General features: G+C 42.1%; 13 protein-coding genes and 3 pseudogenes. 8 read left to right on the forward strand and 8 right to left on the reverse strand.

Annotated elements, in window-relative coordinates; translation table 11 throughout:
• Positions 1-485 precede the first annotated feature (485 nt).
• The 5 genes and pseudogenes from F6K63_RS28100 to F6K63_RS28120 all read right to left on the reverse strand — a co-directional run bounded on the left by F6K63_RS28100 (position 486) and on the right by F6K63_RS28120 (position 7,578).
• Positions 486-2,102, reverse strand: a complete 1,617-nt coding sequence (locus F6K63_RS28100) for a methyl-accepting chemotaxis protein (RefSeq protein WP_287313736.1) — start codon at positions 2,100-2,102, stop codon at positions 486-488.
• Positions 2,103-2,349: 247 nt separating this feature from the next.
• Positions 2,350-4,023: a methyl-accepting chemotaxis protein gene (locus F6K63_RS28105; protein WP_287313738.1), complete on the reverse strand. Its 1,674-nt coding sequence runs from the start codon at positions 4,021-4,023 to the stop codon at positions 2,350-2,352.
• Positions 4,024-4,049: 26 nt separating this feature from the next.
• Positions 4,050-5,393, reverse strand: a complete 1,344-nt coding sequence (locus tag F6K63_RS28110; protein ID WP_287313740.1) for a CheR family methyltransferase — start codon at positions 5,391-5,393, stop codon at positions 4,050-4,052.
• A gap of 246 nt (positions 5,394-5,639) precedes the next feature.
• A pseudogene (gene iscB, locus F6K63_RS28115) lies at positions 5,640-6,909 on the reverse strand (RNA-guided endonuclease IscB).
• 195 nt (positions 6,910-7,104) lie between these two features.
• Complete coding sequence (locus tag F6K63_RS28120) at positions 7,105-7,578, reverse strand: chemotaxis protein CheW (protein ID WP_044494127.1); 474 nt, start codon at positions 7,576-7,578, stop codon at positions 7,105-7,107.
• 837 nt (positions 7,579-8,415) lie between these two features.
• On the opposite strand from F6K63_RS28120, the gene F6K63_RS28125 reads away from it, so the two are divergent.
• Entirely contained in the window at positions 8,416-9,906 is a 1,491-nt protein-coding gene (locus F6K63_RS28125; protein WP_287313742.1) for a mechanosensitive ion channel domain-containing protein, read from the forward strand.
• A 188-nt stretch (positions 9,907-10,094) separates the two neighbouring features.
• Here the strand turns inward: F6K63_RS28125 and F6K63_RS28130 are convergent, their stop codons facing one another.
• A complete protein-coding gene (locus tag F6K63_RS28130) occupies positions 10,095-10,394 on the reverse strand; it encodes an adenylate cyclase (RefSeq protein ID WP_008187535.1) in 300 nt (99 codons plus the stop codon).
• A 95-nt stretch (positions 10,395-10,489) separates the two neighbouring features.
• On the opposite strand from F6K63_RS28130, the gene F6K63_RS28135 reads away from it, so the two are divergent.
• Positions 10,490-11,740, forward strand: coding sequence for a hypothetical protein (locus tag F6K63_RS28135; protein WP_287313744.1), 1,251 nt, complete (start codon positions 10,490-10,492; stop codon positions 11,738-11,740).
• Between the two features lie 343 nt (positions 11,741-12,083).
• Here F6K63_RS28135 and F6K63_RS28140 read toward each other — a convergent pair whose 3' ends face one another.
• Complete coding sequence (locus F6K63_RS28140; RefSeq protein WP_287313746.1) at positions 12,084-13,052, reverse strand: carbohydrate kinase family protein; 969 nt, start codon at positions 13,050-13,052, stop codon at positions 12,084-12,086.
• A gap of 1,300 nt (positions 13,053-14,352) precedes the next feature.
• On the opposite strand from F6K63_RS28140, the pseudogene F6K63_RS28145 reads away from it, so the two are divergent.
• The 5 genes and pseudogenes from F6K63_RS28145 to F6K63_RS28165 all read left to right on the forward strand — a co-directional run.
• Positions 14,353-14,460 (forward strand): annotated as a pseudogene (locus tag F6K63_RS28145) (IS630-like element ISMae26 family transposase); the annotation flags it as partial.
• A gap of 68 nt (positions 14,461-14,528) precedes the next feature.
• A complete protein-coding gene (locus F6K63_RS28150) occupies positions 14,529-17,657 on the forward strand; it encodes an ATP-binding protein (protein WP_287313748.1) in 3,129 nt (1,042 codons plus the stop codon).
• A 220-nt stretch (positions 17,658-17,877) separates the two neighbouring features.
• Positions 17,878-18,504, forward strand: coding sequence for a hypothetical protein (locus tag F6K63_RS28155; protein ID WP_287313750.1), 627 nt, complete (start codon positions 17,878-17,880; stop codon positions 18,502-18,504).
• Positions 18,505-18,569: 65 nt separating this feature from the next.
• A pseudogene (gene tnpC / locus F6K63_RS28160) lies at positions 18,570-20,067 on the forward strand (IS66 family transposase).
• Positions 20,068-20,144: 77 nt separating this feature from the next.
• Positions 20,145-20,885, forward strand: a complete 741-nt coding sequence (locus tag F6K63_RS28165) for a hypothetical protein (protein WP_287313751.1) — start codon at positions 20,145-20,147, stop codon at positions 20,883-20,885.
• Positions 20,886-23,112: 2,227 nt separating this feature from the next.
• Here F6K63_RS28165 and F6K63_RS28170 read toward each other — a convergent pair.
• On the reverse strand, positions 23,113-24,063 hold the full coding sequence (locus F6K63_RS28170; protein ID WP_502708371.1) for an Rpn family recombination-promoting nuclease/putative transposase: 951 nt from the start codon (positions 24,061-24,063) through the stop codon (positions 23,113-23,115).
• A gap of 441 nt (positions 24,064-24,504) precedes the next feature.
• Here F6K63_RS28170 and F6K63_RS28175 point away from each other — a divergent pair, with 441 nt between their 5' ends.
• Positions 24,505-25,872 carry a LicD family protein gene (locus tag F6K63_RS28175; protein WP_287313755.1) on the forward strand — a complete coding sequence of 456 codons (1,368 nt, stop codon included), beginning with the start codon at positions 24,505-24,507 and terminating at the stop codon, positions 25,870-25,872.
• Positions 25,873-25,936: the final 64 nt, after the last annotated feature.

Raw genomic sequence — 25,936 nt, forward strand, 5'->3', positions numbered from 1 at the left:
TGGTATAATTCTGGTATCATTCTAACTTGATAGGTCGTCTTGACAATTTCTGACCTATCTTTTTTTACCATAATTCGCTCAATTTAATATATATCAAGGTTTACGGGGCGCTTGTCGCCCCCCCAGTTAATGAACAGTTGATCAACGCTATATTTACGATAGTCTTCTAGGAAGATACAGTATTTCCAATACTATCCCTCCAATTCCAATTTCATCCTTCATTCTTGATTGGCTAGGTAATGTCAACCTCTTGGTGCGAATTCCCTAGCGCTCCCACGAAAGCGCGGGGTCGCACCGCTATTGACCGTTAGTTTAGGATATTGAGGTAGAAAATCACGGGATAGTTATCGTTGAAGGTTTTGAGTTTGACATAGTAAGTTCGGCAGAGCCAGTTTTCCGTGATTAAAAAGCTGAAGGCACCTCAAGTAGCGTGGCCATTCGCGTAGCGTGGCCTTTTGGCCAAGGCCAAGGCTGACGGCTTACTTCTAAACTTGGAACGCCGAAACTTCTGTTTGTAATCCTTGGGCAGTATTATCCAATCGTTCCAAAGCATGATTAGTATCTCTTAGAGAATCAGCCGTTTGTTGTGATGCTTCGCTTAATTGCACCATCGCCTCGCTGATTTGTTGAGCACTTTTCGATTGGTCTTCCACACTTTGATTCACCATCTCAAACCGGGGAGTTAGGCTCTGCACTTGCTCAATCACTTTAGCAATTTGTTCACTAATCTTGCCGACATTTTCGACACTAGTACTGACATCTTTGCTAAATTTATCCATTTCCATCACCCCAGTTGACACCGCCGCTTGCATCTCTTTTACCATGGTCTCAATTTCTAAGGTAGCTACTGCCGTTTGGTCAGCTAGCCGCCGAATTTCCCGAGCCACAACCGCAAAACCCGCCCCATACTCTCCCGCTTTCTCCGCTTCAATGGCAGCGTTGAGGGATAGTAAATTAGTCTGATCCGCCACTTTAGTAATAGTGGTGACAACGCTACTGATATTATTGGCTTTTTCATTCATCACCCCCAGTTTCGCAGAAATAGAACTAGTAGCATTGGCCAAGTGACGCATGGTATTTTCCATACGCATCAGGTCTTGTTGACCATGGCTAGCGCTATCAGCAGTAATTTGAGACAGCTGAGCGACTTGCTCCATAGTTCTAACTAATTCCCCAGAGGTATTGGCAATTTCTTGAGCTGTGGTTGTCACCTCGTTGGTGGAGGCTAATTGTTCGGTCATGGTTGCTTCTAATTGCTTACCAGAGGCCGCAATTTGGGTGGTGGAGCTAGTCATTTGGATCCCAGACTGCTGCACCTTATAGATTAATGAATTGAGGTTTTCAGTCATGGTCTGCAAGGCACCAAGTACTTGTCCAATCTCATCTTGATCTTTAGAGACTTCAATTGCCTGGGTTAAATCCCCAGCAGACAGCCTTTCGGTTGCTCCTAGCAATCTAGTTATCTTGCTTCGTAGCGGCAAAGTAACCCATATACCCATAAGGATAGTCAGTATTATCGATAATGTAGTGCCAACCAAAACCACATTCATTAGCCAGCGCTGTTGTTCCTGGAATTGTCTGACCCCTTCCCTCATGAGAGCTTCTGCCCGTTGGATCATCTGCACCCTGTTATTATCAACATTTTCAGCATTAATTGACTTAACTAAAGCAGTAGCTTCGGTAATCTTGCCTGAATCTACAAGTCGGAAAACCTGTTGAGATAGTTGATGTATTTTCTCCCCTTCTGCAATGTAATTATCCAAAAGTTGTCGTTGTATAGTGTCTTGAGTTTGCTCCTTGAGCGCTGAACTATATTGACGAAAATTTTGATAGCCCTCTTGATAGGATTGCTTATAACTTACCTCTGCAGGAGAAATAACATAGGCTCGGACACTCCGCACCATTTTCGTAAGCCCATGAGCGATCAGGTTGACTTCTATTGGACAGCCTCTCTGTCCTAGGGTTGAAGAAGTCGTCGCAATTTGAGATTCAAATTCAAAGGTTCTCATAGCGCTTGAATAGAAAATTGACCCTAATCCAATCAGACAAATAATGGGTATTGAAGCTCCTAAGAAAATTCTGTGATTAATTTTTGTAAACATCTCGGGATAGTCTGGAATTTATACTGGTTGACTTAAGACTGGTAAAACCTAAATTAGTTTAGTCCCTTTCTGGAAATCATAGGGATTATATCATGTTCGGTTCATTGCCCATAATAAAAATTATTTCAAGTCCGGTTAATCACTTCACAATTATTTCAAAATACCCTATTTTAAATAACATTAGAGTTACTATGACACATAAAATATGCTTGCAGTGTCTCGCTTACAACCCTACTACTCGGCTTTTCTAAACTTGGAACACCGAAACTTCTGTTTGTAATCCTTGGGCAGTATCATCCAATCGTTCCAAAGCATGATTAGTATCTCTTAGAGAGTCAGCCGTTTGTTGTGATGCTTCGCTTAATTGAACCATCGCCTCGCTGATTTGTTGAGCACTTTTCGATTGGTCTTCCACACTTTGATTCACCATCTCAAACCGGGGAATCAGGCTCTGCACTTGCTCAATCACTTTAGCAATTTGTTCACTAATCTTGCCGACATTTTCGACACTAGTACTGACATCTTTGCTAAATTTATCCATTTCCATCACCCCAGTTGACACAGCAGATTGCATCTCTTTTACCATGGTCTCAATTTCTAAGGTAGCTACTGCCGTTTGGTCTGCCAGCCGCCGAATTTCCCGAGCCACAACCGCAAATCCAGCCCCATACTCTCCCGCTTTCTCCGCTTCAATGGCAGCGTTGAGGGATAGTAAATTAGTCTGATCGGCTACTTTAGTAATAGTGGTGACAACGCTACTGATATTATTGGCTTTTTCATTCATCACCCCCAGTTTGGTAGAAATAGAACTAGTAGCATTGGCTAAGTGACGCATGGTATTTTCCATACGCATCAGGTCTTGTTGACCATGGCTAGCGCTATCAGCAGTAATTTGAGACAGCTGAGCGACTTGCTCCATAGTTTTCACTAATTGCCCAGAGGTATTGGCAATTTCTTGAGCTGTGGTTGTCACCTCGTTGGTGGAGGCTAATTGTTCGGTCATGGTTGCTTCTAATTGCTTACCAGAGGCAGCAATTTGGGTAGTGGAGCTAGTCATTTGGATCCCAGACTGTTGCACCTTATAGATCAATGAATTGAGGTTTTCAGTCATCTTTTTCAGAGATGCCAGTAATTGTCCAATCTCATCCGTTGAGGTAATTTCCACCTTGGTACTCAGATTACCAGCGGAAACCTCTTCTGCTAGATCTACTGCTTTGTTTAAGGAATTAACAATATCGCGGGTGACAAAAATTCCAAAACCTAGAGTAGCCCCAATGATTAAAATGAAAGCAATCAGTACGATTTTGATTGTACGTTGTTGGTCTTCTTTAGCAATATTCGCATAGTTTTGAGATAATGTAATGGCTTGCCGCAAGAGACTCCTCATTTCTGCTTTAAGTTCTTCTCGGGACTCTTGCATCCGTTCTGCCGCCAATTCAGCTTGTTCAGGTTGATTGCTAACAATTAACCTAAACGCTTGCTGAGATTGATCACCATAACGATCATGCATTGTGTTATATGAATCTAATTCAGATTTCAAATCTGACCAGCCTTCTTTTTGCTCTTTACTTAACGCTTTTTGGATTTCACGTTTGACGATGTTATCAACTTTTATAAGAGCGTCATGCACTAATCCATCCCGTCGGTTGAACTCCGCTCTCGCTTGAGTAAAAATGTTTCTGGCACTGGCGCTTTCTGTATATCGGTAATTAAATCGAAACGCCCGTTCAAAATTAACCCCCTGAGCAAGTTGACTTTCTTGCATTTCCGTCATGTGCTGGATTAGGGGGAGATCCTCTTCAGCTATCTTACCGATTTCATTCGCTAACTTTGACAGTCCTATCCAGCTAATTCCCCCCCCTAAAAGTATGGTCAAACCAGAGAAGATTAGTAGACCTAGTAGTTTAGTTGCAATTTTCATTTAATTCCAGATAGCCCCCGTTGCTATTAACTCTTCAGGTTTTGTAGTCGTTTAATTCGCTGTCGGATTACTGTAGCTTTAGCCAGCTCCCCACGATTTTCTTGAAGTAAAGCCAGATGAAAGAGTGCTTCGTAGGAATTCGGTTTCAGGTAAACCGCTTTCTGGAAGCATTGCTCAGCCTGCTCGTCATTGCCCAAGCCCTGATGGACTTCTCCGAGTAATACATAAGCCTCAGCACTAGTCAAATTTTGACTTAGGTAAGTTTGGCACAGTGTAGCCGCTTGCTCCAAACTTCCTTGATTGGCTAATCTCCTGGCTTTTTCAAGCAAGGATTCTTGTCCCTTTTCAAGCTCCCTTTGTAAACAGGACTGTTTGATTGCTTTAGACTGTCGATTAACCAGGGCAGAAGGGGAAGATGATGTTGTTTGGTCTTCCTGGTTTTGCCCCTTGTGCTTTTCCTGTATTGGATACAGAGAATGGATCAGCGTCACTGGGGACTTATGAGTCGGGAGTGACGATGAGGTTTCCCAATTTCTCCTGCGCCCCTGTTGAGAGTCCCTGGTCTGGCCTTCTCCAAGATGTTTCACCTTCTGATAGGCAAAAGCAAAGGGATAGCGAACGGACACAAATCGATTGGTAGTTATTACTCCTGTTTCAGCAGACCCCACAAACAGCAAACCTTTAGGCATTAATAAGCGATCTAAGAGTTCTATAGCACGGAAGCGGGCAGATTTATCTAAATAAATCAATAAATTGCGGCAGAATATAATGTCATAGTTGCTCTGAGGCTTGCCCAAGGGCTCTAGGATGTTACCATGCTTGAAATTAACCGTATTCCGCACCAACTGACATAATTCATAACCATCTGCTGTTTGCTTAAAATAGCGTTTTCGTTGCTGTAGCTGGTTGCCCCGAAAGGAATTCCTGCTGTAGAGAGCACGTCGAGCTTTGCGCAATGCTTCCTTGTTGATATCAATGGCATCGACCCGAAACTGATTAGGAGTCAAACCCGCATCCAGCAAGGTCATAGCAATGGAGTAAGGTTCTTCTCCAGTAGAACAGGGTATACTTAACACCCGCAGGATGGGGTGGTTGGGTTTGGGCAACCACTCAGATATGACGTAACGACTCAGAAACGCAAAGGGTTTTCTGTCCCGGAAAAACCAAGTCTCTAGGACAACGACCGTTTCAATCAGTGCTTCGAGTTCTTGAGGTGAGGTTTGCAGTTGCTGCAGATACGTTTGCTGATCCGGTAAGCCACAAGCCAATCTTCTGGTTTCTATCGCTCTAGCAATCTGTCTAGACCCAATAGTACTGCCATCCAAACCGATTTTCTTTCTCAGCAAAGCCTCGATAGTCGCCTGAATCATTACTATTAGTTCTTAGTTGTTAGTTAGTTGGTAGTTTTTGATTTTCTGCTCCAGTCATGCCTAGGACTATTATTTCCTGGTAAAATCCGGCATGTACTAGCAAAACCTGTAAGGGAGTAGCCAAAAAATAAAATACCAGATTTTAGCTTGTAGGGTGGGCAAAAACATTTTGGTTCAAATGAGTCTTATAGATAAGATAACTTTGCCCACCCTACTTTAATTGGTATTTTTTTTACATGCAAGTCCCTAAGTGTATCCATCTTTTCGGTGTATTGCTGATATATCTTGAGATTTGCAACTTTTGTAGCCCTTGGTTCCTAGCGGGGTGAATCCAAAGCTTCCTTTGCTTCTAGGGGTAACTTTGCCTATTCCTAGTTTTTTATGCTTGGCTATGTCCCCAGTAACAAGCGCCTTTGATTGGTTTCAATGGGTTGTGTCTGATGGGGTAACCGTATTTGTTAAGTGCTGCTTTCTGTCTTCCTCCGGGTCCCTTGCAAGTGACTAACAGGGGTTGAGAGGTTCTCAAGACCAAGGTCTCAATATCCCCAACACAAGCGGCATCAATCCAGTGCTGCTTAGGCAGTCCTAGTTTCGTCCGGTTGTATTTGGTTTGCGCTCCCGTTCCTGTGACCACAAGCTTGATTGATCGAAGTACCTTCACTAACTTGTTGCGAGTCGTATTCACCGCTGCTGCATCCGGTAATGGTTGCTTGGCTTTAGTTTTGATTTTCTGAAGTAAATTTGGTTTCTTTTTCAGAAAATCTTCTATAGATTTATTACCTTTCCGTTGATTACATTTTTCACAGGCTAAGCAGAGATTACTTACTCGTTCGCGTAGCGTCGGCTTTGCCGAATTACTTCCCCCTTTAGATTTTGGGTGAATATGTTCAATTTGTAACGGGATGGACTGCTTGCCACAATAGGTGCATTCTCTTCCCCATTTCTCTAGCAAGTACTCTCTAACTTCATAGCCAGCTAGCTCTCCTTGCTGGTACTGAATGCCATTAATTTCAGGGTTTGGCATTTTTTGAGTGTCAAACTTAACTCTTTCGACCCAAATCTCATTGACCGGGCAAAATTTTATCAATCGTTTTACCCAAGTATGAATAGTCAAAATCCTGTGTTCTAAACTAGGTGGGAGCCAGCCGTCTTTTCGTCTACGGTTAAGGAATCTTGGTTTTCTGTAACGGGTGTGACGATTACGTCTTCCGCGCCTTACAGCCTTTCTATACTCTAGTTTTTTCTTGATCAATTCTCCTCTGTGCTCTAATTCCATTCCCCAGATCACCTGATTGTTTTGGACTAAGGCAAATCCAGTTGTCTTGCTACCAGGATCAATTTTAATGTGACATGGTAATACCACTGGATTATAGATCGCAGTTTTTAATATGATCGTGAAGGGATACATCCTAAAAACCGCCGCCTTACCTTTGTCTAGTAACCGACGAGCCTTCTTTGGGGAAATCGGGTTTAGTGGTCGTTTGTTTGTGTCAATAACAAGTACGTAATTTTGCATTGTTAAATGCCTCAAAACTGGTAATGTTTTCCTTGACAAGGTTGTAATGGCTTGTTGGGCTAACTACACATTTGCCTTTGTTTTAATAGTTAGCGATAGAGCCGGGAGCTGGAGGTCACTCCCGGGTATCATGACCAAAACAACGTAGGAACAAATCGCACCTTAGTCTGCATCCTAGCTGACAGTTCCCGGAGATTACCGGGAATTGCCTAGGCTTTGGCTAGGAGGTAATAAGTATATCTGTTGGGACTCCGATAACAAATACTCTAGCCGGATTCGTTGGATCATGCCTTTTTCATCCATAATCATTTCTCCTAAATAAGGAGCGTCATTCATTTGAACTCCGGCATCGACCAACTCAGTATCTGGTTTCTTTAAGGTTTCTGTGATTCGTTCTGACATCAAACCGAAGCAGTAATGAGTATTATTCTTAGCAACGTAATTGACCATTATAATCCGCGTGCTTAAGTGGGAGCGGCTGGGAGTACCTTGAATTAAATGGCACAGATCGATGACTGGCACAATTGCACCTCGGTAGTTAAACAAACCAGCCACATAGTCAGGAGCTTGGTGTATTTTTCGGAGGCTGACTCTGGGAATTACCTCCACGACCTGAGAACTATCCAGGGCATAAAGGTCATTTCCTACATAAAAAATCAACATTAACATCGGTTAATTGGTGGGAATTTATATAACGATCTTGCTAAGAGTATTGTTTTTAAGTGATAGGGGATAGTCTTTTCTTCTTTATTTAACATCATTGAGCCTCTAAATTTCTGAGTGCTCAAACCCCTAATTAGCTTTTCTGAACTAGATTATGAAGTAAATGTGAAATAATGGTCAAAATGTGAAAATAATCGGCTATTTATGAAAAAAATATGAAAAAAATATGAAAAAAATGTGAACTAAACCAGCCTAATACTTCCCCATCTACCTTAGTATCGCTCCTAGGTAGAGTGTCTCTACTTGTGTCCAAAATATGATCTAGGCGCAAAGAAAGCATTTGTACTGGGATATGTCCCTCAAATTAGCGAGTTTTTCTACCCATGCTTCCGTTGGACTTGGAGCAAGCAGATCGACCCTAGCCTTCTACACGCAATTACCCTCAGAATTCAAGACCTTCACTCTTAGTTCACGCTTCTAGGGGCTATAACTATTGCGTTGCAATGGTTTCAGGAGTTCGCCATCGTTTGCCCCCTCTTACCTGAAATCCATATCTGTCAAGGGATTTGAGCACTTAAGATTTACTTTATAAATTAGCTCTTACTCACATCTTGCACCATTCTCAATCAGCTTGGTTCATGTAGGGTGGGCAGTGCACCAGACAGATAATGAAGCTTGCAAAGCGCGTTGGTAGGCACTGCCCACCCTAAGATTAATCACTTTATAAATTAGCTCTTAAGTGCTTTAATTATATTAAACTTAACAGCTGATAGCTGATAGCTGATACGCGACACGCTGATAGCTGATAGCTGACAATTTGATTGACTAATAAATAACTGAATTATGAAGTTGGTTTTTGAATGGCTGAGCAAAGTCTGGAACATCGTCTTAAAGGTGTTTACCACCAAGCTGTTTCAGCTGGGCACCCAAGAGTTGTCTCTGATTATGATAGTCCAACTCATAGTGATGGCTATCGTTACCTTATATATATCTCGTAAACTTCAGGACGTGATTAAGCGTCGGGTGCTAACTCGCTTCGGGTTAGATCGTGGGACTCGCGAAGCATTGTCCTCCCTGATCGGCTATGTTCTAACTGTCTTAGGATTTTTGATTGTTCTGCAAACGGCTGGGATTAACCTCAGTTCCCTGACTGTTTTTGCAGGGGCAATGGGTATTGGTTTAGGCTTCGGACTTCAGAATTTAACCGCCAACTTTATCAGTGGTCTGGCGATTCTGTTTGAAAAACCAATTAAGGTGGGAGACTATGTCAAAGTTGATGACCTGTCAGGAACTGTAGAAAAAATCTCGATTCGCTCCACCACTATCCGCACCAATGATGGGGTGTTTGTTATTGTTCCAAATACTAGTTTCCTGGAAAACAATGTGGTTAACTGGAGTTATGAAGACCCCAGAGCTCGGCTCAGAATTCCTGTTGACGTTCCCGATGAAAGCGATCCAGTCATCGTGACAGAAGTACTGTTAGAAGCGGCTCGCAAAGAACCAGAAGTTTTACCATCTCCTGCTCCTGAAGTATATTTTAAAGGGTTTGGAGACGGCATGGATTTTGAACTCTTAGTATGGATCGACAATCCCCCAAATATGGAATCAATTCAGAGTAGTTTGTATTATCTGATAGAAGAGCAACTTCGTGAGCAGGGAATCGAGCACGCCGAGCCTCAGAGAGACCTGTATATCCGAAATCTGAAGGACTTAGAATTTCTGCTACAAAAACCTCAACAAACTGGTGCTGGTAACGGCTCATATTCTCAGGAAGAATCCCTTTCTAACAAAGCTGTACCCGCTGCCAAAAAAAACAAAGTAAAAGCAAACTCTAGAGGAAAATTGACCCTGCGAGATCTCTTGCGGAAGGTGAGTTACTTTGAAAAGTGTAGCGATAGCGATCTACGACATATAATTCAGCAAGGATATCGTCAAATGCTCAAAGCAGGGGATATAATCTGTGAAGAAAACGACCCAGGGGATTCATTTTATATTATTCTATCTGGCTTAGTTGAAGTTTTTGTGGAATCGATCGGAAAACGGGTTGCCACCCGCAAGCCAGGGGAATTTATTGGAGAGATGTCTTTGCTTCTGGGTACCCCCCGTACGGCTACCCTTCGCGCCCTAGAAGACACGATTCTGTTTGTGGTAGACCGGGAAAATTTAAAGAGTCTTTTAGCAAAGCACAAAGATTTAGCTGACCAAATTTCCGAAGAATTATTCACACGTAAGGAGACCCTAGAGCAATTAGGAATAAAGGTAGGTGGAACACAGGAAAAACAGACTGGTACCAATCAGATTCGCCAACGCATTCAATCGCTCTTTGGGATTTGACAGGGTTGTTGGAATTGATTTTACAGCTGGGTTTCCAAGTTTGGGTGCATCTAGCTTTTGCAGAAAAAATTATATAGCGCTTTTTATCCTCATGAGGTACACATATTTTTTTACCTCTTCCCTGTTCCCTGTTCCCTGTTCCCTGTTCCCTCTTCCGAAGTCCCTGCTCCGAACGCGCCCCGCGTGGCCTACGGCCTCAGTCCCTGCTCCCTAAAACCAAAAAAATTGTACCTTACTAGATTAAAAACCGCTATAACACCCTTGAGGTAAGCATTAACAAAGTCGAAGTTTTCCTTGGGGTTCATGGTTTCTGAAAGGGTAGTGAAAGAGCGAATATCTGAGAACATGATCGCCATTTCTTTACTGACGTGATTCCCCAGCTCTACATCAAGAATAGTTTCTTTTTTAAGAAAGTTAAGATATTCAAAGGGAACAAATCGGCTATAGGACGTATTGGTTTTTTCTAATTGCTGGTGAGCTTCTCGCAAGAGTTTATGTTGTTTTTATAATTCCCGATAGGACTGTTTAGGTTGGTGGTGAAATTTTCATTCAAACTCCGACCCTCAGTCTGGATAATGGGGCAGTGATCACTGCTAAAAGTCAGAGTGATGCTTCAGCTGGTGAAATTAGCTTAGATGTGGACACCCTAGCATTAACCAATGGTGCTCAGATTTTTACCTCTAGCTTCAAGGGTGGTGATGCCGGTAGTATAGCAGAAGTCAAAAGTCAGAAGTCAGAAGTCAGAAGTCAAACTCTTGCGCTTACAAAGGGTGTGAGACTTTTGTCATGTCCTAACTGCCCTGGCGACTGCTATATTACTATCAATGCTTCTGAAAACATCACTCTCTCTGGTATTGACCCTACCTACAACAAGCGATTAGCGAGAGTTGGACGAAACAGGATTGACCCAGATGGGCCAGCTAGTGCGATCGCATCTCAGGCAACCCAAACAGGCAAAGCGGGTTCTCTTAACCTGAATACCAAGACATTTAGCGCTAGCGGACGCGCATTGGTAACAGTGAGCAGTAAAGGTACCGGTGTTGCTGGAACCTTGAACATCTCTGCTGATACCATCCAACTCGACAATGGTTTCCTCAATGCTGAAACCTCTGCTGGAGACCAAGGGAATATTACCCTCTCTAATGCCAAACTAATTTTCTTACGCAACAACAGTGAGATAACGACTAATGCCAGGGATACTGCTACTGGTGGCAATATCACTATTACTACTGACTTTTTACTGACATCAAAGGGTAGTAAAATCAGTGCCAATGCCATTTTAGGCCGTGGGGGAAATATCACGATTTCGGCCATTGGAATTTTTAGCGATCGCAGTAGTAAGATTACCGCTTCCTCCCAACTTGGTATTGATGGCAGTGTTACTCTAAATACTCCAGAAGTAAACCCCGCCCAAGCCTTAGACAAGCTACCTGTAGATGTAGTGGATACCAGCAATCAAATCATCACCGATTGTGCAGCAAACAGCGGGAATAGTTTTTTAGTTACCGGAAAAGGAGGAATCCCCGCTAACCCAGCTGGGGTGTTGCGGGGTCAAGTGGTGGTACCGGATTTGCGGCTAATGGTTGATCAAAGCAGTACACAATTAAGCAATAGGAGAAGAAGCCGGAGTTGGAGGAGAAGGAAATTAGGGTATAACAGCCCAGATCAGGAACAACCAATGACTAAAAAGAAATCACCTATCATTGAAGCCCAAGGATGGATAATTAATCACAAGGGCATTGTGGAGTTGGTTCCTTATCCTGCCCAAGGTAACTATAGTAGTTGGAATAGTAGTTTGAATTATCCATTCAATTGCCATCAAATTAGCCATTGATAACCTTTTTAGCAATCTTTTTGGCGTTGCTGATTATGCGTATGGTTTTGCCCCCCTAGCCCCCCAATTCTGGGGGGAACAAAACTATCAAAGTCCCCCAGAATTGGGGGATTTAGGGGGCTTCAATCAAACCAAATGATCGCGCATTCATTCCTTAATTCAGCAACGCCATCTTTTTAGCCTGTTTGTTACCCGCTCAGGTCAAAGGGAAACTTCAGTTTAAAGATAATAACTATAGAGTAAGCTGATGTCCATTTAAATTGGTTATTCCCTGTTCCCTGTTCCCTGTTCCCTGTTCCCTTTGAGAAATTTAGGTATCCTAATCTAAATGCTGAACAGCTTACTAACTAGAGACAAAAGCTTCCACCTCAGCTAATGTAGGTTGAGCTGCGATCGCACCAGGCTTGAGAGTGGTCAGTGCGCCTACTGCACTGGCATAGGTAACCACATCTTTGGCAACGGTTGGATCACTCAGACTCGACCGGTCACGGTGGCATAGTTGATAAATAATGCCACCAGTAAAGCCATCCCCGGCACCGGTTGTATCCTGCACTGCTACAGAAAATGCTGGTAACTTCCCTTCGTTTCCTCCCAGATAGTAGGCGCAGCCTCGTTCCCCGGCTGTAACTAATACTCCTTTGACATTATCCAGCCGTTGTGCGATCGCTTTTGGATCAGCAGTGCCAAACAAAAACTCTCCCTCCTCATCAGTCAGTTTCAGGAAGTCCGCTTGCTGGATCATGTCTTGAATAATTTCAATGGCAGTATTGGCATCATTCCAAAAGACCGGTCGCCAGTTCACATCTATAAATATAGAGACCTGGTGTTGTTGTGCCAACTTAAGGGCTTGGTTAATTGCTGCCTTACTGTCTCGATAGGCTAATTCCAAAGTCCCCAATACCAGAAATTTCGCTTCCTTAAATAGTTCAGTAGGCAAGTGATCCCCTTGAAGTCGTGTATCAGCGAATTCTGTGGTATCGATATCACCAAATCCAGCAAAACTGCGATCGCCTGAGGCATCTCGCACCACATAGACGATCCGTGTGGGAGCTGTATCATGACGCTGTACTCCCGTGCCATCGACACCAACGTCATTTAACAACTCTACCAGTGTGTCTCCTGGCTGATCTTGACCAATACAACCGATAAATGCAGTGGGTATACCCAGCTTTACTAAAGCACAAGCAGTATTCGCTGGTGCGCCACCGGGATAGTCTGTCCAAGACTCCACCTGTTCTAAGGGTTTTCCTGGCTGATTAGACAAACGGTCAAATAGCATTTCACCAGCACAGATCACCTGGGGACTTGTCATGAGGGTATTCCTTACCTACCATACGTAATTGAACGGTGATTCGGGCAGTCTATCGCCCATCTTCTCACAAGGAAGTGGCGCGCAAGTATTTCACCCAAACTGACATCAAATTATACTGTAGGTTTATTATTATCTTCCGAGTAATTAATATAATAGGTATTACCGGCATTACAAATTACGCCTATAAATTGACCTAGTTCCTATTTCCGACACAAACCAAAAGGGACTAAGTTGACTTTTATTTAAAACGCATAATTCTTATGTCGGTATTAGGTAGACACTCCGAGGGGAGTATGGCTTTCCATGGGAACTAGGTAGACATTTCGCTTGGACTGCTGTCTCCTACTCTTGATTTTCCGCATATTGTGCCGGTGATCCCCATTTAAGGCATTAAAGTCCTTTTTCTTTATCTTTTTCTAGCTGATAGAAAAGATAACAAAAAATGAATTAAGTGGTTTTGTTTGTGACCAATAAGTCTTATGCCCTTTCTAGCGCCGTTACCGGGATGACAGTAACTGGAATGTGACTTCTGACAATGGGCGTTATTGGTACTTCAGTTCGCCTCTTTCCGCAATAGTTTTTTCGCAAGGGTTTTATTGATGCAGGTGACTTTGATGGGAAGTAGTTTCGTCGTTGGGATTCAGGTAGCAGAACAGGGTCATATGGAATCCGTTTAATTAGACAATGCAAGTTGTCGATGATGGCTACCAATGGAATTGAGTCAACCTCCTAAGTATTTGAGGTTGCTTGATAAGTTGACAACAACGCTGGAAAATTGCTTCTTCCAATGCTTCTAGGGTAAAAACTCTAAAAACTGAAGTTTCCCTGTACATTTGTACGGGGAAACTTCAGCCATAACCTTCACGTCCTGGTGTAGTAATCGCGAATAAATATTCGCTTCTGGCTCTATCAGCTCCAATCTCTCAACCTGAGGGGGTAACATGCAAGGTAAAATCCTTACTGGATAATACGTTCAGCCGATCTGTTACAAAAAGATACATGGTATTTTGGACTGACCTTGGACATAGTTATAAGGGTTTGAGGTTCCAGAAAATCATTCGTAGGGTCAATTTTCGAGTTTATCTAGGCTAAGATAAATGGCCTCAAAGCCTTATATAGTAAGCTTTTCATGGCTCATATCACCCCCTCAGCTCTCAACAGTAAATGAGTAAACAGGTGCACAAAATTAATTACACATTTTCCAAAATTCAAAGCCTTATAATGTAAGGGTTACAGAGATTGGGAGTAGGTAATTAATTTTGTTTAGGTGCTTACCATGTTTCGATTACTGAATCGGTGTTCTAGAACCTATCAGGCTCTCATTGATGGGATTACCAATGCTATGCTTCAAGTTACTCAAGAAAATATCCGCAACTGGTTTGCCCATTGTTGTTACTATACCTCATGAATATGAGAAAAGCTATATAACACTTTTCAATCTATATCAAAATTTTTATTTATAAAAAGGAGGAATTTGTGAATAATTTTTCGAGTTTCTCAACACAACATATTGGTTATCTAGAACGTTCATACTTAGAACACGTAGAGGAAATTCCTGATGACCTATTCAATCAATGTTGGCTCTCAAAAAACGACAAAGTTGAATTTATAAAGATTATAGGAATTTCTAATTTTTGGAAAAAATACAAAGCAAAATTCAGTGCTGTTCGCTATCTAATGCAAGACTTTTACTCAGGACTTTATGCTGAAAAAATTCCACTAATCTACTTAATTATTGGTGAGTCATCTCGAATTAACTTATTTGTAGGAACTTATAGCTCCGATAATGCTGAAAATAAGGAGTCTGATCTCCAAAATAATCTTTCTACGTTAAAAACCTCTCTACAAAGTGCCTATCCCAGTATTGAATTTTGCGTTTCCCTAAGTACCAGTGATGTTGAACTTCTGGAAATGGTAACAATGAGATTGAACCGTGCTGCCTTGATGACCGGAACCCCAACTGTCAAAGCAGATACAGAGGAGATTAGGATTGAACAAATCGAACGCTTGATTCGAGGGCTATACAGTACCAATGAAAAGAATGCTCGATGGGCTTATATCGTCACAGCAGTACCAGTAATTACTAATGAAGTGACTTGTCTATACAACACAACACTAAATGAGTTACGAATTCTATCCGATGCAAAGCAGATTTCTGTTACAGAGAATGCGATCGCTGAAAGATATGATTCCCTACTCAGGGTATTTTTACAGAAGCTAGAACTGGGCAAATCTCAGGGAATGTGGCACGTAGTCACTGGTTTACTTACAGAAACTGAAAAGAAGTTGCGTCACGGTCAGGCTATTCTAAAATCAGTGTTTAGTGGTTTAGAGTCTCGTCCAGATCCAATTCGCGTTTTACGTTGTCCGCCTATCAGAAATACTCTTAATCAACTGATCCATGCTACGATACCTGCGCCAAAAGGACCAGGATTGGTTCGGTATCCATATAAATACTTGAGCTTACTCAATGCTCAGGAAGTCGCGTCATTAACTCATCTGCCGACGGAGGAAATGCCCGGCTATTTTGTCAGAGACTATGCTCGCTTTGATGTCGCTTCTCATCATGTCAGCAGACAAACTCCTGCAATTCAGATAGGAGAAGTCATTGACCGGGGGCGACCCATGGGGTATTCCTATCAACTGGATCTAGAACAGTTGAATCGACACGGATTGGTAGTTGGCACGACAGGAAGTGGCAAGACAAACACTATTTTTCACATTTTACAGCAGGTTTGGCGAACAAAAGTACCGTTTCTAGCGATCGAGCCAGCTAAAACTGAATATCGAAAGCTCATGCACAGTCCGGAGTTTTCCAGTGAATTACAAATCTTTACTCTTGCTGATGAAATGACATCTCCTCTTCGATTAAATCCTTTTCAAATTCGTCCGGGAGTTTCCGTTCAGACTCATATTGACTATCTCAAGTCAGTGTTTAATGCCAGTTTCACCATGTACGGACCGATGCCGTATGTATTAGAGCGATGTATTCATGAAATTTATGAGGATAAAGGGTGGGATCTGGCAACGGGTGAAAACGCAAGGGGTATTCATCCGAAAGCACAACCAACCTTAACGGATCTTTATCTAAAGATTGAAGAGCTTGTCGATGGATTGGGTTATGAAGCAAAAATCACGATGGATATTAAGTCAGCCTTAAAAACTCGCATTAATAGCCTTCGCATTGGGAGTAAGGGTTTAATGTTGGATGTCAACCTGTCCACACCCATTGAAATTTTACTACAAAAGCCAACAATTCTAGAATTGGAGTCTATTGGAGATGATGACGAAAAAGCATTTGTTATTGGCTTGCTGCTCACCATGCTAAATGAGCATTACATCAGTCAAGGGATCCGCGAAGGGGAAGGACTTTCTCACCTCACTATTGTGGAAGAAGCGCACCGATTGTTTAAATATGTAACCCCATTTTCAGGTACAGAAATTGCCAATGTTAGAGGGAAAGCCGTTGAGACTTTTTGCAATATTCTTTCTGAAATCCGTGCCTATGGTGAGGGGTTTATCATCGTAGAACAAATTCCCACAAAATTAGCTGCGGACATCATCAAGAATACGAATTTGAAATTAATGCATCGTATCGTTTCTGGCGACGACCGAGAGGTGATGGGAGCTACAATGAATCTAGATGAAGACCAAAAGCAGCGCGTTGCCTCATTAACTGTTGGGGAAGCAGTTACCTACAGTGAAGGAGACGATCGCTCGATTCTAGTGAAGGTGCCCTATAGCAAGATCGCCACTACAGGGATATCTAAGACTGAGGAAATCTATCAAATTCGCCAGATCATGAAGCGGGGTGATGAAGCGACAGAAAATAAACTCCTACCCCAAGCAGGAGGATTAATTTATCAAGAACAGTTAAGAAAATACGGAAAACTAGCAAGGCAAGTTGTAGAGAATAGCGAGTTTAGAGAAATTATGGCTCGCTATATCATCTCAACAGTTGTTTATCCCCAAGCTTTGATTGAAGATTTTCTCAATCTAGTTCAGTTTGTCAATAAGTTCAGAAAGTTGGATAGTGGCTCCCCAATTCTGTCGTTTGTCTTAGTGCGGGGCATTCAGGATTATTTTGATCGGCGTGGCAAGCAATATGGCTGGACGTATGAAACGGTTGAGCGACTAACCAGTATGTTTCTAGGTCTCATGTTTAGTACTGCATTTAAGCGATTCCATCAGGAGGTGATGAATCAGGCACTTACAGAAAAAGAAATTCAACAAGTCAAAAATTTTCAAGTTGACTATCAACATCAATGTCAACTGACATATTGGCCCTTTGCAGGGTGCCAGATGAGCTGTCCAAAGAAACAGTGCCTCTATCGCTACAATATCGAACCTCTGCTGAACGATCGACGGCTTGATAATAATATAACCAACGCCCTCGGTAAGTATTCAGGGGACGATATTTGGAAACAGGTTGCTCACACTTGTAATGTCGCTCAAAGACGCATTTGTATTGAGTCAATTTCTCAAAAAGAAAAGTGTAAGCTATCTCTATGTTTTGTGATTCAAAAAATGGAAGTCATGCCTTACCTTGACTCACATCTCAGGAATAAGGTTGTCGTGAATATGATGAAGCTTCTCGATCGTTAAATTGATGATGGCCACGGTTCCATTATTACTCTTGAACCAGATCGAATATCAAAAGATAAGTTATATCATGAGTAAGCGATTTGATCTCGAAAAAATCTTAAAGTAGATAGAATAATGAGTGATTTTAATGAATCAGATAGTACCAATAAAATCGAACGCTCGGAAGGACATAAATTTTCCTTTGTCTAAGAAATAAATCATGTACTCCTTGGAGGCAATCATGAACACTATAGATGATGAAATTGATGCAGCAAATGGCGTAGAGAATTACGATGAGGCAAGTGAAGATTGGGATTCGGTCTACGAGGCAATGGAAGATTTCGACGGAGCCTTCGACAAGGCAAATGAAAATTTCGACAAGGCAAATGAAAATTTCGACAAGGCAAATGAAAATTTCGACGAGGCAATGGAAGATTTTATTGGGAGTGTGGTGTCTACCTTTGGTGGCGTTGTACTTGGAGGCGTTACTGGTGGGGGAGTAGGAGCAGTCGCTGGAGGTTTAGGCTGTACATATGGTATCATTGACGCAGTCGATGACTTGGAAAAAGCTCTCGAGGACATGGCAGAAGCTAACGAGGACATGGCAGAAGCTCTCGAGGACATGGCAGAAGCTAACGAGGACATGGCAGAAGCTAACGAGGACATGGCAGAAGCTCTCAATGGCGATAGCGCGCCAGATGAAAAAACTGATGGACAAGAGCCGATCGATGAGCCTGAAGAAGGGGGAGAAGCAGAGGTTGATAGCCCTGAAAATGAAATGGTCTTCACTGAAGAAGAACTTTACGAGGGGGAAGGAGGATATACGGATAGAGATGAATCAGGCTTTGAATCTGAGGGATCCTGGTAAGGATGAAGTAAGCATTCAGGTGATGGGGTTGACAAAAAGGGAAGGATGAGTAGTAGTGTAGAACCATGGAAATCAAACCACCAGCTATCCCAAATAGCTTTGAAGCTCTGGAACTGCTGCCCCAATCAGTTCTGGTGGAGCTGGTGCTGCAACAGCAACAAGTGATTGAACAACTGATTGGGGAGGTGGAACGCCTCAAAAGTCTGTTGAACAAAGACAGCCAGACTTCATCAAAACCCCCATCAAGTGATTTAATCAGAAGGTCAGAGAAAAAACCGTCGAAGGAATCAGATTCCGAGAAACGAAAACCAGGAGGACAACCAGGACACAAAGGGAAAACCCGAAAAGGATTTGGGCGGGTTGACCGATATGTAGTAGTCGAACCTCAAAGTTGTCCGATCTGTCAGGGAAATCATTGGGAAAGTAGGGATTGCTCAACCCGAAGCTATGTGGTGGCTCAACTGGTAGAGCATCCGATCGAAATTGTAGAGTACCAGCATCAGGCAAGGATATGTGATCACTGTGGGACTGTGGTTGGGGGAGAGTTACCCGAGAATGTCATTGCAGGACAAGACTTGTCAGCGTTCCTTGCAGGCAATGCTGGTTTGGTTGGGACACTACGGTCATTTGTCTTATCAAAAGCAACAGGAATGGTTGCAAGAGTTTGGGAACATCGAGGTAAGTTTAGGAACTTTAGAAGCCACCACCCGGCGGGTCGCCTCTGCCGTTACTCCACAAGTGAGTGAATTAAAAGAGTGGGTCAAGAATCAACCTCATGTCCACGTTGACGAGTCTCCATGGTTGGTCAATGGGGTGAAAGAATGGATGTGGGTGCTTTCAGGATACGGATATAGTTTGTTCCATGCCGGGGACACTCGTTCAAGAGCCGAACTTGAATATCTACGTAGGTCTTGTTTTGCAGGAGTCCTCAGTTCCGACGATTTTAGCGTCTACAACGGTTATGAAGTTGCAGCTCAACAAAAGTGTCTGGCTCATCTACGACGACATTTTCAGCAAGTCGCTCGTCTGAAACAGCCTCACCAACAAGGCTTGGGTCAAGCCTTTATTGAGTTGATTGATGAAGCTTTTGCCCAACACCGTCAGTGGCGTGAGACTGGTGAGGCATCAGTTTATGCTTCTTGGGCTGAGTCTTTCAAGGGGCGAGTAACTGAGGCAATTGAGAGCTGGAGTTCAAAAGCTGGTCATGCTGCGGGGTTGTTGCTCAAGTCTTGTCTTGATGCAGTCGCTCATGGGGGGAACCCCCAAGACCGCGCTGCATCGCTGAGGCACAAGTCCGAGCAATGGTGGTATTTCCTAGACTACCCACAAGTCCCACCCGATAATAATCGGGCAGAACGCTCTTTGCGTTTGGCAGTGACTAAGCGTAAAGTCGCAGGGGGGTCTCGCTCCTGGAATGGGTTTGAGCGTTCAGCAACATTATTAAGTGTGATTCAGTCTTGTCGTGCTCAAGGGCGTAATACCATAAAGTTCCTGAGTCAGGCTGTGTCCTTAGCAGTCAGGCAGCGTTCTCACGAATTGTCTCTGATTCCGCTTTTGAAGTGAGTGGGGTGACTTTGTCAATCCCTACACCTGAATGCTTACAGGATGAATAACAAGAGTAAATTAGGAGTCAATGTATTATGAATACTCAAGTAGAACAATTACAAGTTTTTCGAGGAACTGTTAGAAATGCTTATAGAGCACCTAACAGCCTATTTACTTTCCGTCTCGAAGAACTTGATGATACTGGAGATATTATTGGCTATAAAGTTGTAGAATGCTACAACATAAATACCGACCTGGCTATTAATGGTGATGAGGTTGAGGTCATCGGTCGTGTCAAGCAAGATGGGGCAGTCTTAGCAAAAAAAATAACGAATTTAGTGACAGGCAAGACTGTGGAAGTATCTACATGGCTCTACGATTTCAACTTAAAAGCCAGCAATGATCCCGAGCTAGTCACAAAAATTTTTGCATCTTTTTTTCTTTTTAATTTTCTTTTTCCTTTGATTTTTCTTATGTTTACGGGGATTATAGGAGGATTGTATTTAATTAACTCTGTAAATCCCAAAAGTCAGCCAAAAAATAATGGCAGACAATCAAGTGGACTACGAATAGAGACTGTCACCCTTAAGAACTGCTCAATAAAAAATACCCGTCCATTCCCCAAAGATATTCGCAACGAACCCAATCCGTTTGGAGGATATGTTTCGGGTAAAGTAGAGGCTCATTCAACTTATACTGCAATTCAGCGAGCCGACCGAATTAGCAATTCGGGACGCACTTTCGATACTTGGTTTCGTGTCAAAAACAACGGTCAGGAAGGTTGGATTTCTAGCAATACTCCCGGAATTTCAGCCGTTGGCAATTGTGACAGATGAACTTATTGAAGATGCTATTGGTTTCATGCTTCAAAAATACCATGGCTATCCTCTCCTACCTGCGGAATGTGGGTTTTAACATTTCTTTTTTTAATAGGTATTTCGCAAAGAGCAACTATCTCAAGGAATTGCAATTAATCTTATACTCTGGGATACCGTAACCCCAGCCGACGAGGTTAACCTCACCACCACAGTTCCGTTTTCCATAGGTATAACCACTAATCTCTACCGGCATTCCATGCGCTTTGTATTGCCCCCTAGAATCTCTTCCCAGATGCAAACAGAATCTTTCATTCACCAATCTCTCGAGGCTTCCTGAAATATCATAGTTCCGAATCCTACTTTCCCGGCAACAGTCCGGTATCCGATTACTACCACGCATTCTCCAGTGTTGCTGTATGCAATCCAAAGCACTTCTACGCGCCCGACGTCGGCAACGATCGGGAACTACACGTCCACAGCCGGCACGGGCCGAGAAATGAAAGATATCAACGGATTTTGTTGGATAGTATTTGGGAACAACACCGGTGTTGTTCCCAAATACTTTAAATAGTTCGAAATCATATCTAACCTGTATCTTAGCATTACATGATCGGTTTATCTTCGCTTGTGCATCAAGGGGGATCAAACATAGAGTCAAAAGAGAAAAAACTAAAATTGCTAAATTTTTCATCACACTTTCTCCGTTGCTAACGATTACGGCCCTAGGTCTTCAAAGGGACGCCAACCTCTAAGTGAATCTCTCTGGGAGCTAATCCCCCGGTTTGGTTGACCAGTTCAGGTCGCCCTTGGGAATTGGGTAGAACTAAATCTATTTTGAGCTTAAGAAAGAAAAATGAGGATATTGTGAGGATCTGTGATAAATCAGGGAAATGAAACAAAAATTAAGACTCATCTGCAGCGCTGAAAAAGTTGGATGAGCAGGCTTCGCGTGCCGCGAAGCGGATCTCTTCGAGTTATGATCTCCCATCAAGTTGATGGAATGCGATCGCAGATTATGACAAAAATGCTGGAGATGCCGGAGGGGGGCAGCACGTAGGATAGGCCGCCCCAAGCCCCAAGCCCGGAAGCTAGACTAAATGGTTCTTATTTGGTAGGCATGAGGGCAGATGTGGACAGCTCTGTCTGCCTGTTACCTGGAACCGGTGCGAAAATTGCTCTATAGGTTCTTCCCAGTACGTTACCGATTCTGCCTCAGTTATTACCAAGGGTTACTGGAAGGCAATGAAAGGCTACTGCGATCGCATTGCCAGTACATTGCAAGATGCGACCAAAATTTTGCGTGCTGGAATAAGAAAAGGGAAGGTTCATTTATATTTGTGTGCTGCCCCGAAAATCAGGACAGCATTTTGACATACTCCCACTATTCCCAATGGCCTAAGGTTTGCCATTGGGAATAGTGGCAGCACGACCAGAACGAGGTTCTCTACTGCCCAATGTTTTCCATGTATCAAACAAACAGCGCTGCCTCGTACTTCCATCAGGAAACCCTCAGGCTTCCGCTTGCAAGAACTCAACCAGAAAATGCTTGAAATAGCTTTTATGACCCACATTCCTCAGGTAGCGATTACGTGTAGATAATTTTCCTCCCTCCTTTGAGCACGAAATCAAGCCAAGAGTTAATATTTACGGCAAGGAGTACTCAATAACTGAAGAATCCACAATCGTTCAGACGTGAGATGGGCAGGGTAAACGCATCTAATTTTTTCAATCCTATATATAGTGTTTTTAAAATTAAATAAACACTATATGTTGAAAAGCCATTGTCAATAAGCACAATAAGGCCAGGTTTATTGAGAACTACCCCCGCTTTATTGACAAGATGCGTTTACCCTGTATTCAAGGCTGAGTATAGGGTTCGCTCAAGCGTCTTTATGACCCCTAGTGGTAATTCAAAATTCAAAATTCAAACTTCAACAATATTGAAAATCAGAAATTTGGCAATTTTTTAATTCTGGGTACAAGCCCCCACTGATAGCGAGCAATCCCTCGCTATCAGTGGTCTTCAATCAGTGGCGGGTACAAGCCCCCACTGATTGTCATTTTGAATTAATAATTTTGAATTTTGATAGGGAGCGCGTTAAGCAGCGTCGGCTTCGCCGATAGCGACTTGACCAAGTGATGGTGAAGTGCCTTGTTGGGGGATTATCGGTACTTCAGTTCCCCCATCAAGGCAATAGTATTTCGCAAAAACCCAGGAATTTGTAGGTCTTGAAGCAATTTAAACCTACAACCGATCAATCTCATCCATACTCAACCCTGTATATTGGGCAATATCCTGAGCGGGTAAGCCTGCCGCCTTCATCTGCTTAGCAATCTGCTGTTTTTGTTCCTGTCTACCTTCTGCTCTACCTTGTTTGATACCTTGTTTGATACCTTGTTTTATACCTTGTTCCAGGGTTTCGTCAATCAAGGTTTGGGTAACATTGTACATATCCCGGTAGACTTTCAGGCTATCCTGATACAGCGCTTGCTCCCTAGATGAGAAATTGGCAATCTCTGCCACATCAAATAGCTGGCCAAACACATCGTTTTGCAAGGGTAATGGGGGTTCATTCAACTGGGCTAGGTGTTTGAATAGAAATAACCACTTGTCAAAATGGGACTCCAGCTGATCAACAGACTTGGTAAATTTGGGTAGCTCAACATAAATAAACTTGAGCTTATCGTAGAACACCTCACAGTGCTGATTTTTCAACTCCACCACATGCAGCAGTTCCGAATCGTGCTTGTGGTCATCAAATACAAAATCTAAAATACCAACCGTATAAACTGCCGTGAGCTCATAGTTCCAAAATCCCTGTTCAGCCTGTTCTTGGATCGGGAAAGTAGAATAATAGACACTTCTATCCTTGCGGTGCGACCCCGGTCGGGTTTCCCGACCTAGGGAACGCGCACCAAGAGAAAACAAATTTTGCTTGGCCTTCTGCATTTCTACGATGAAGCGTTCACCAGTCTCGCTCTGACAATAAATATCAAAAATAGCCCTTCGATCCACTAAAGTATTGCCCAAAAACTCGGGATTCTTAAAGGTGACATCCTTCAGCTGATGATGGGGAGGCAACAGAGTATTCAAGAAGTCTATCAACAGTGCCTTGTTTGGCTCAGTGCCAAAGACACGTTTAAAGCCGAAATCTGTGAGCAGGTCAATGTATTTATCTGGCAGCAGGAAAACCATATCAAAATGCTCAGATGGCTGATCTAGTAAAGGGAATAGGGAACAGGGAATAGGGAACAGGGAATAGGGAACAGGGAACAGGGAATAGGGAGTAGCGATGCAGCGCGGTCTTGGGGAGGCAGCGCGGTCTTGGGGGTCCCTAAAAACCATAAAATTGTACCTCACAAGTCGTAGAATTGCTATAAGTAATTTATGAGATAAATTTAACTCTGATCAAACTAGAAATTCAAGAAAAATTACTATTGACAAAGAAAAAATAATTGTTAATACAGTTTAATTATAGACATTTAATATTTGCTCATGCTAAGATTAATCAACCAGATTAAGCAATTGCTACTTCTCAAAAAGCTATTGCTTACAATGCTGATAAACCCCCTTGTTTATACCTAAAATTTAGGTTAATTTAATCAATATTATAAATAATTAATGCAACTTTAAATTATGAAAAATACCTTAATATTAACTAGGCTAAATCAGCAAATTATATTTATTTATAAAACTATTGCTGAAGTTTTAGAAAGACAAGACAAATTTCAAGAATATCTTTCAATTTACCAAAAAATAATCAGAGCTAATCCAGATTATATTGAACTTTATAGTTATATTTTTTTAGGGGATATTTGCGCAAAATTAGAGCATGTAAAACAAGCTAAAAAAAACTATTCAAAAGCTATAATCCTGCGATTTAAAAAAAATAAAATCCCTTGGTTTTTAGAAGTTGAACCAATTGTATCATCTTATGCAAAAGCAATAGAATCAACTAATCTAGATAATTTTTATTATCATATAGGTAAAGTCTTTAGTTATAGGCACAATCCAAATCAAGCTGCAAAATTTTATAGGAAGGCTATTCAGGTTAATCCTGAAATGTCAGCGGCTTACCAAAACTTAGGTCATGTGGCTGCACAGGAAGGTAATTGTGAAGAGGCGATGGCCTTCTACCTTAAGGCGATTAAGTCTGATCCAGGGAATGAGGAGTTCCATCGTGAACTGTGGTGGTACTTATTATCTACCCATATCCCACTACATAAATTAGAAAAAATTGAGAATATTGCTACAAACATCGTGCAAGTAGCAAATGAAACCAAAACCATAGAGCAGTCTAATATAGCGCCTTTAGAATCTGATCATGGTGATTCTCTCAAAAATAGCCCACTATTATCAAACTTGATCGCTAATTATGAAACAACTATCCAGTTAGCAACTCCCTCAAGTGATAATTTTTCAGCTAAAGACATGGTAGTTTTTCTGGCTGAAAAAAACAAAGCGATACATTTAAGTCTTTTGCAGCAATTTAAATTTATAGATTCTCTACTTAGGCAGCATGATATCAATTATTGGGCTATTGATGGCACCCTAATGGGTGCTATTCGACATCAAGGTTTCATACCTTGGGATGATGATATTGATATTGAGATGAAACAATCAGATATAAATCGACTTTTATCTTTAGAAGATATACTTAATCAACATGGATTTTATTTAAAAAAACACGATAAACATTTTTATAAAATTGCCGATGATTTTGACATTTTTATATATGAAGAAAGAAAAGGGGCATCTCCAAATTGTTTTTACACATATCTAGATGATCATGAAATATTTCCTTTGCGAAAATTGAAATTCTGTGACTTTGAGGTTTATGCTCCCCATAAAGCGGAGGAATATCTGAAAAGGTCTTACGGAAATGATTGTCTGGAAAGATGCATAATTTGGAATCATCATTTAAACGATTATTTTAAACCTACCCATGATCCAGAAAAGTATGTCTTGAGCATTGATGATGTTAATCATATCTTGAAAAAATGACTATAGCTTTTGTTTAAAAAATTGGCTATCCTAGCTGACGCGGTCGGGTGCATCTCATTTTTAC

The organism is Moorena sp. SIO1G6, assembly GCF_010672795.1.
Classification (GTDB): domain Bacteria; phylum Cyanobacteriota; class Cyanobacteriia; order Cyanobacteriales; family Coleofasciculaceae; genus Moorena; species Moorena producens.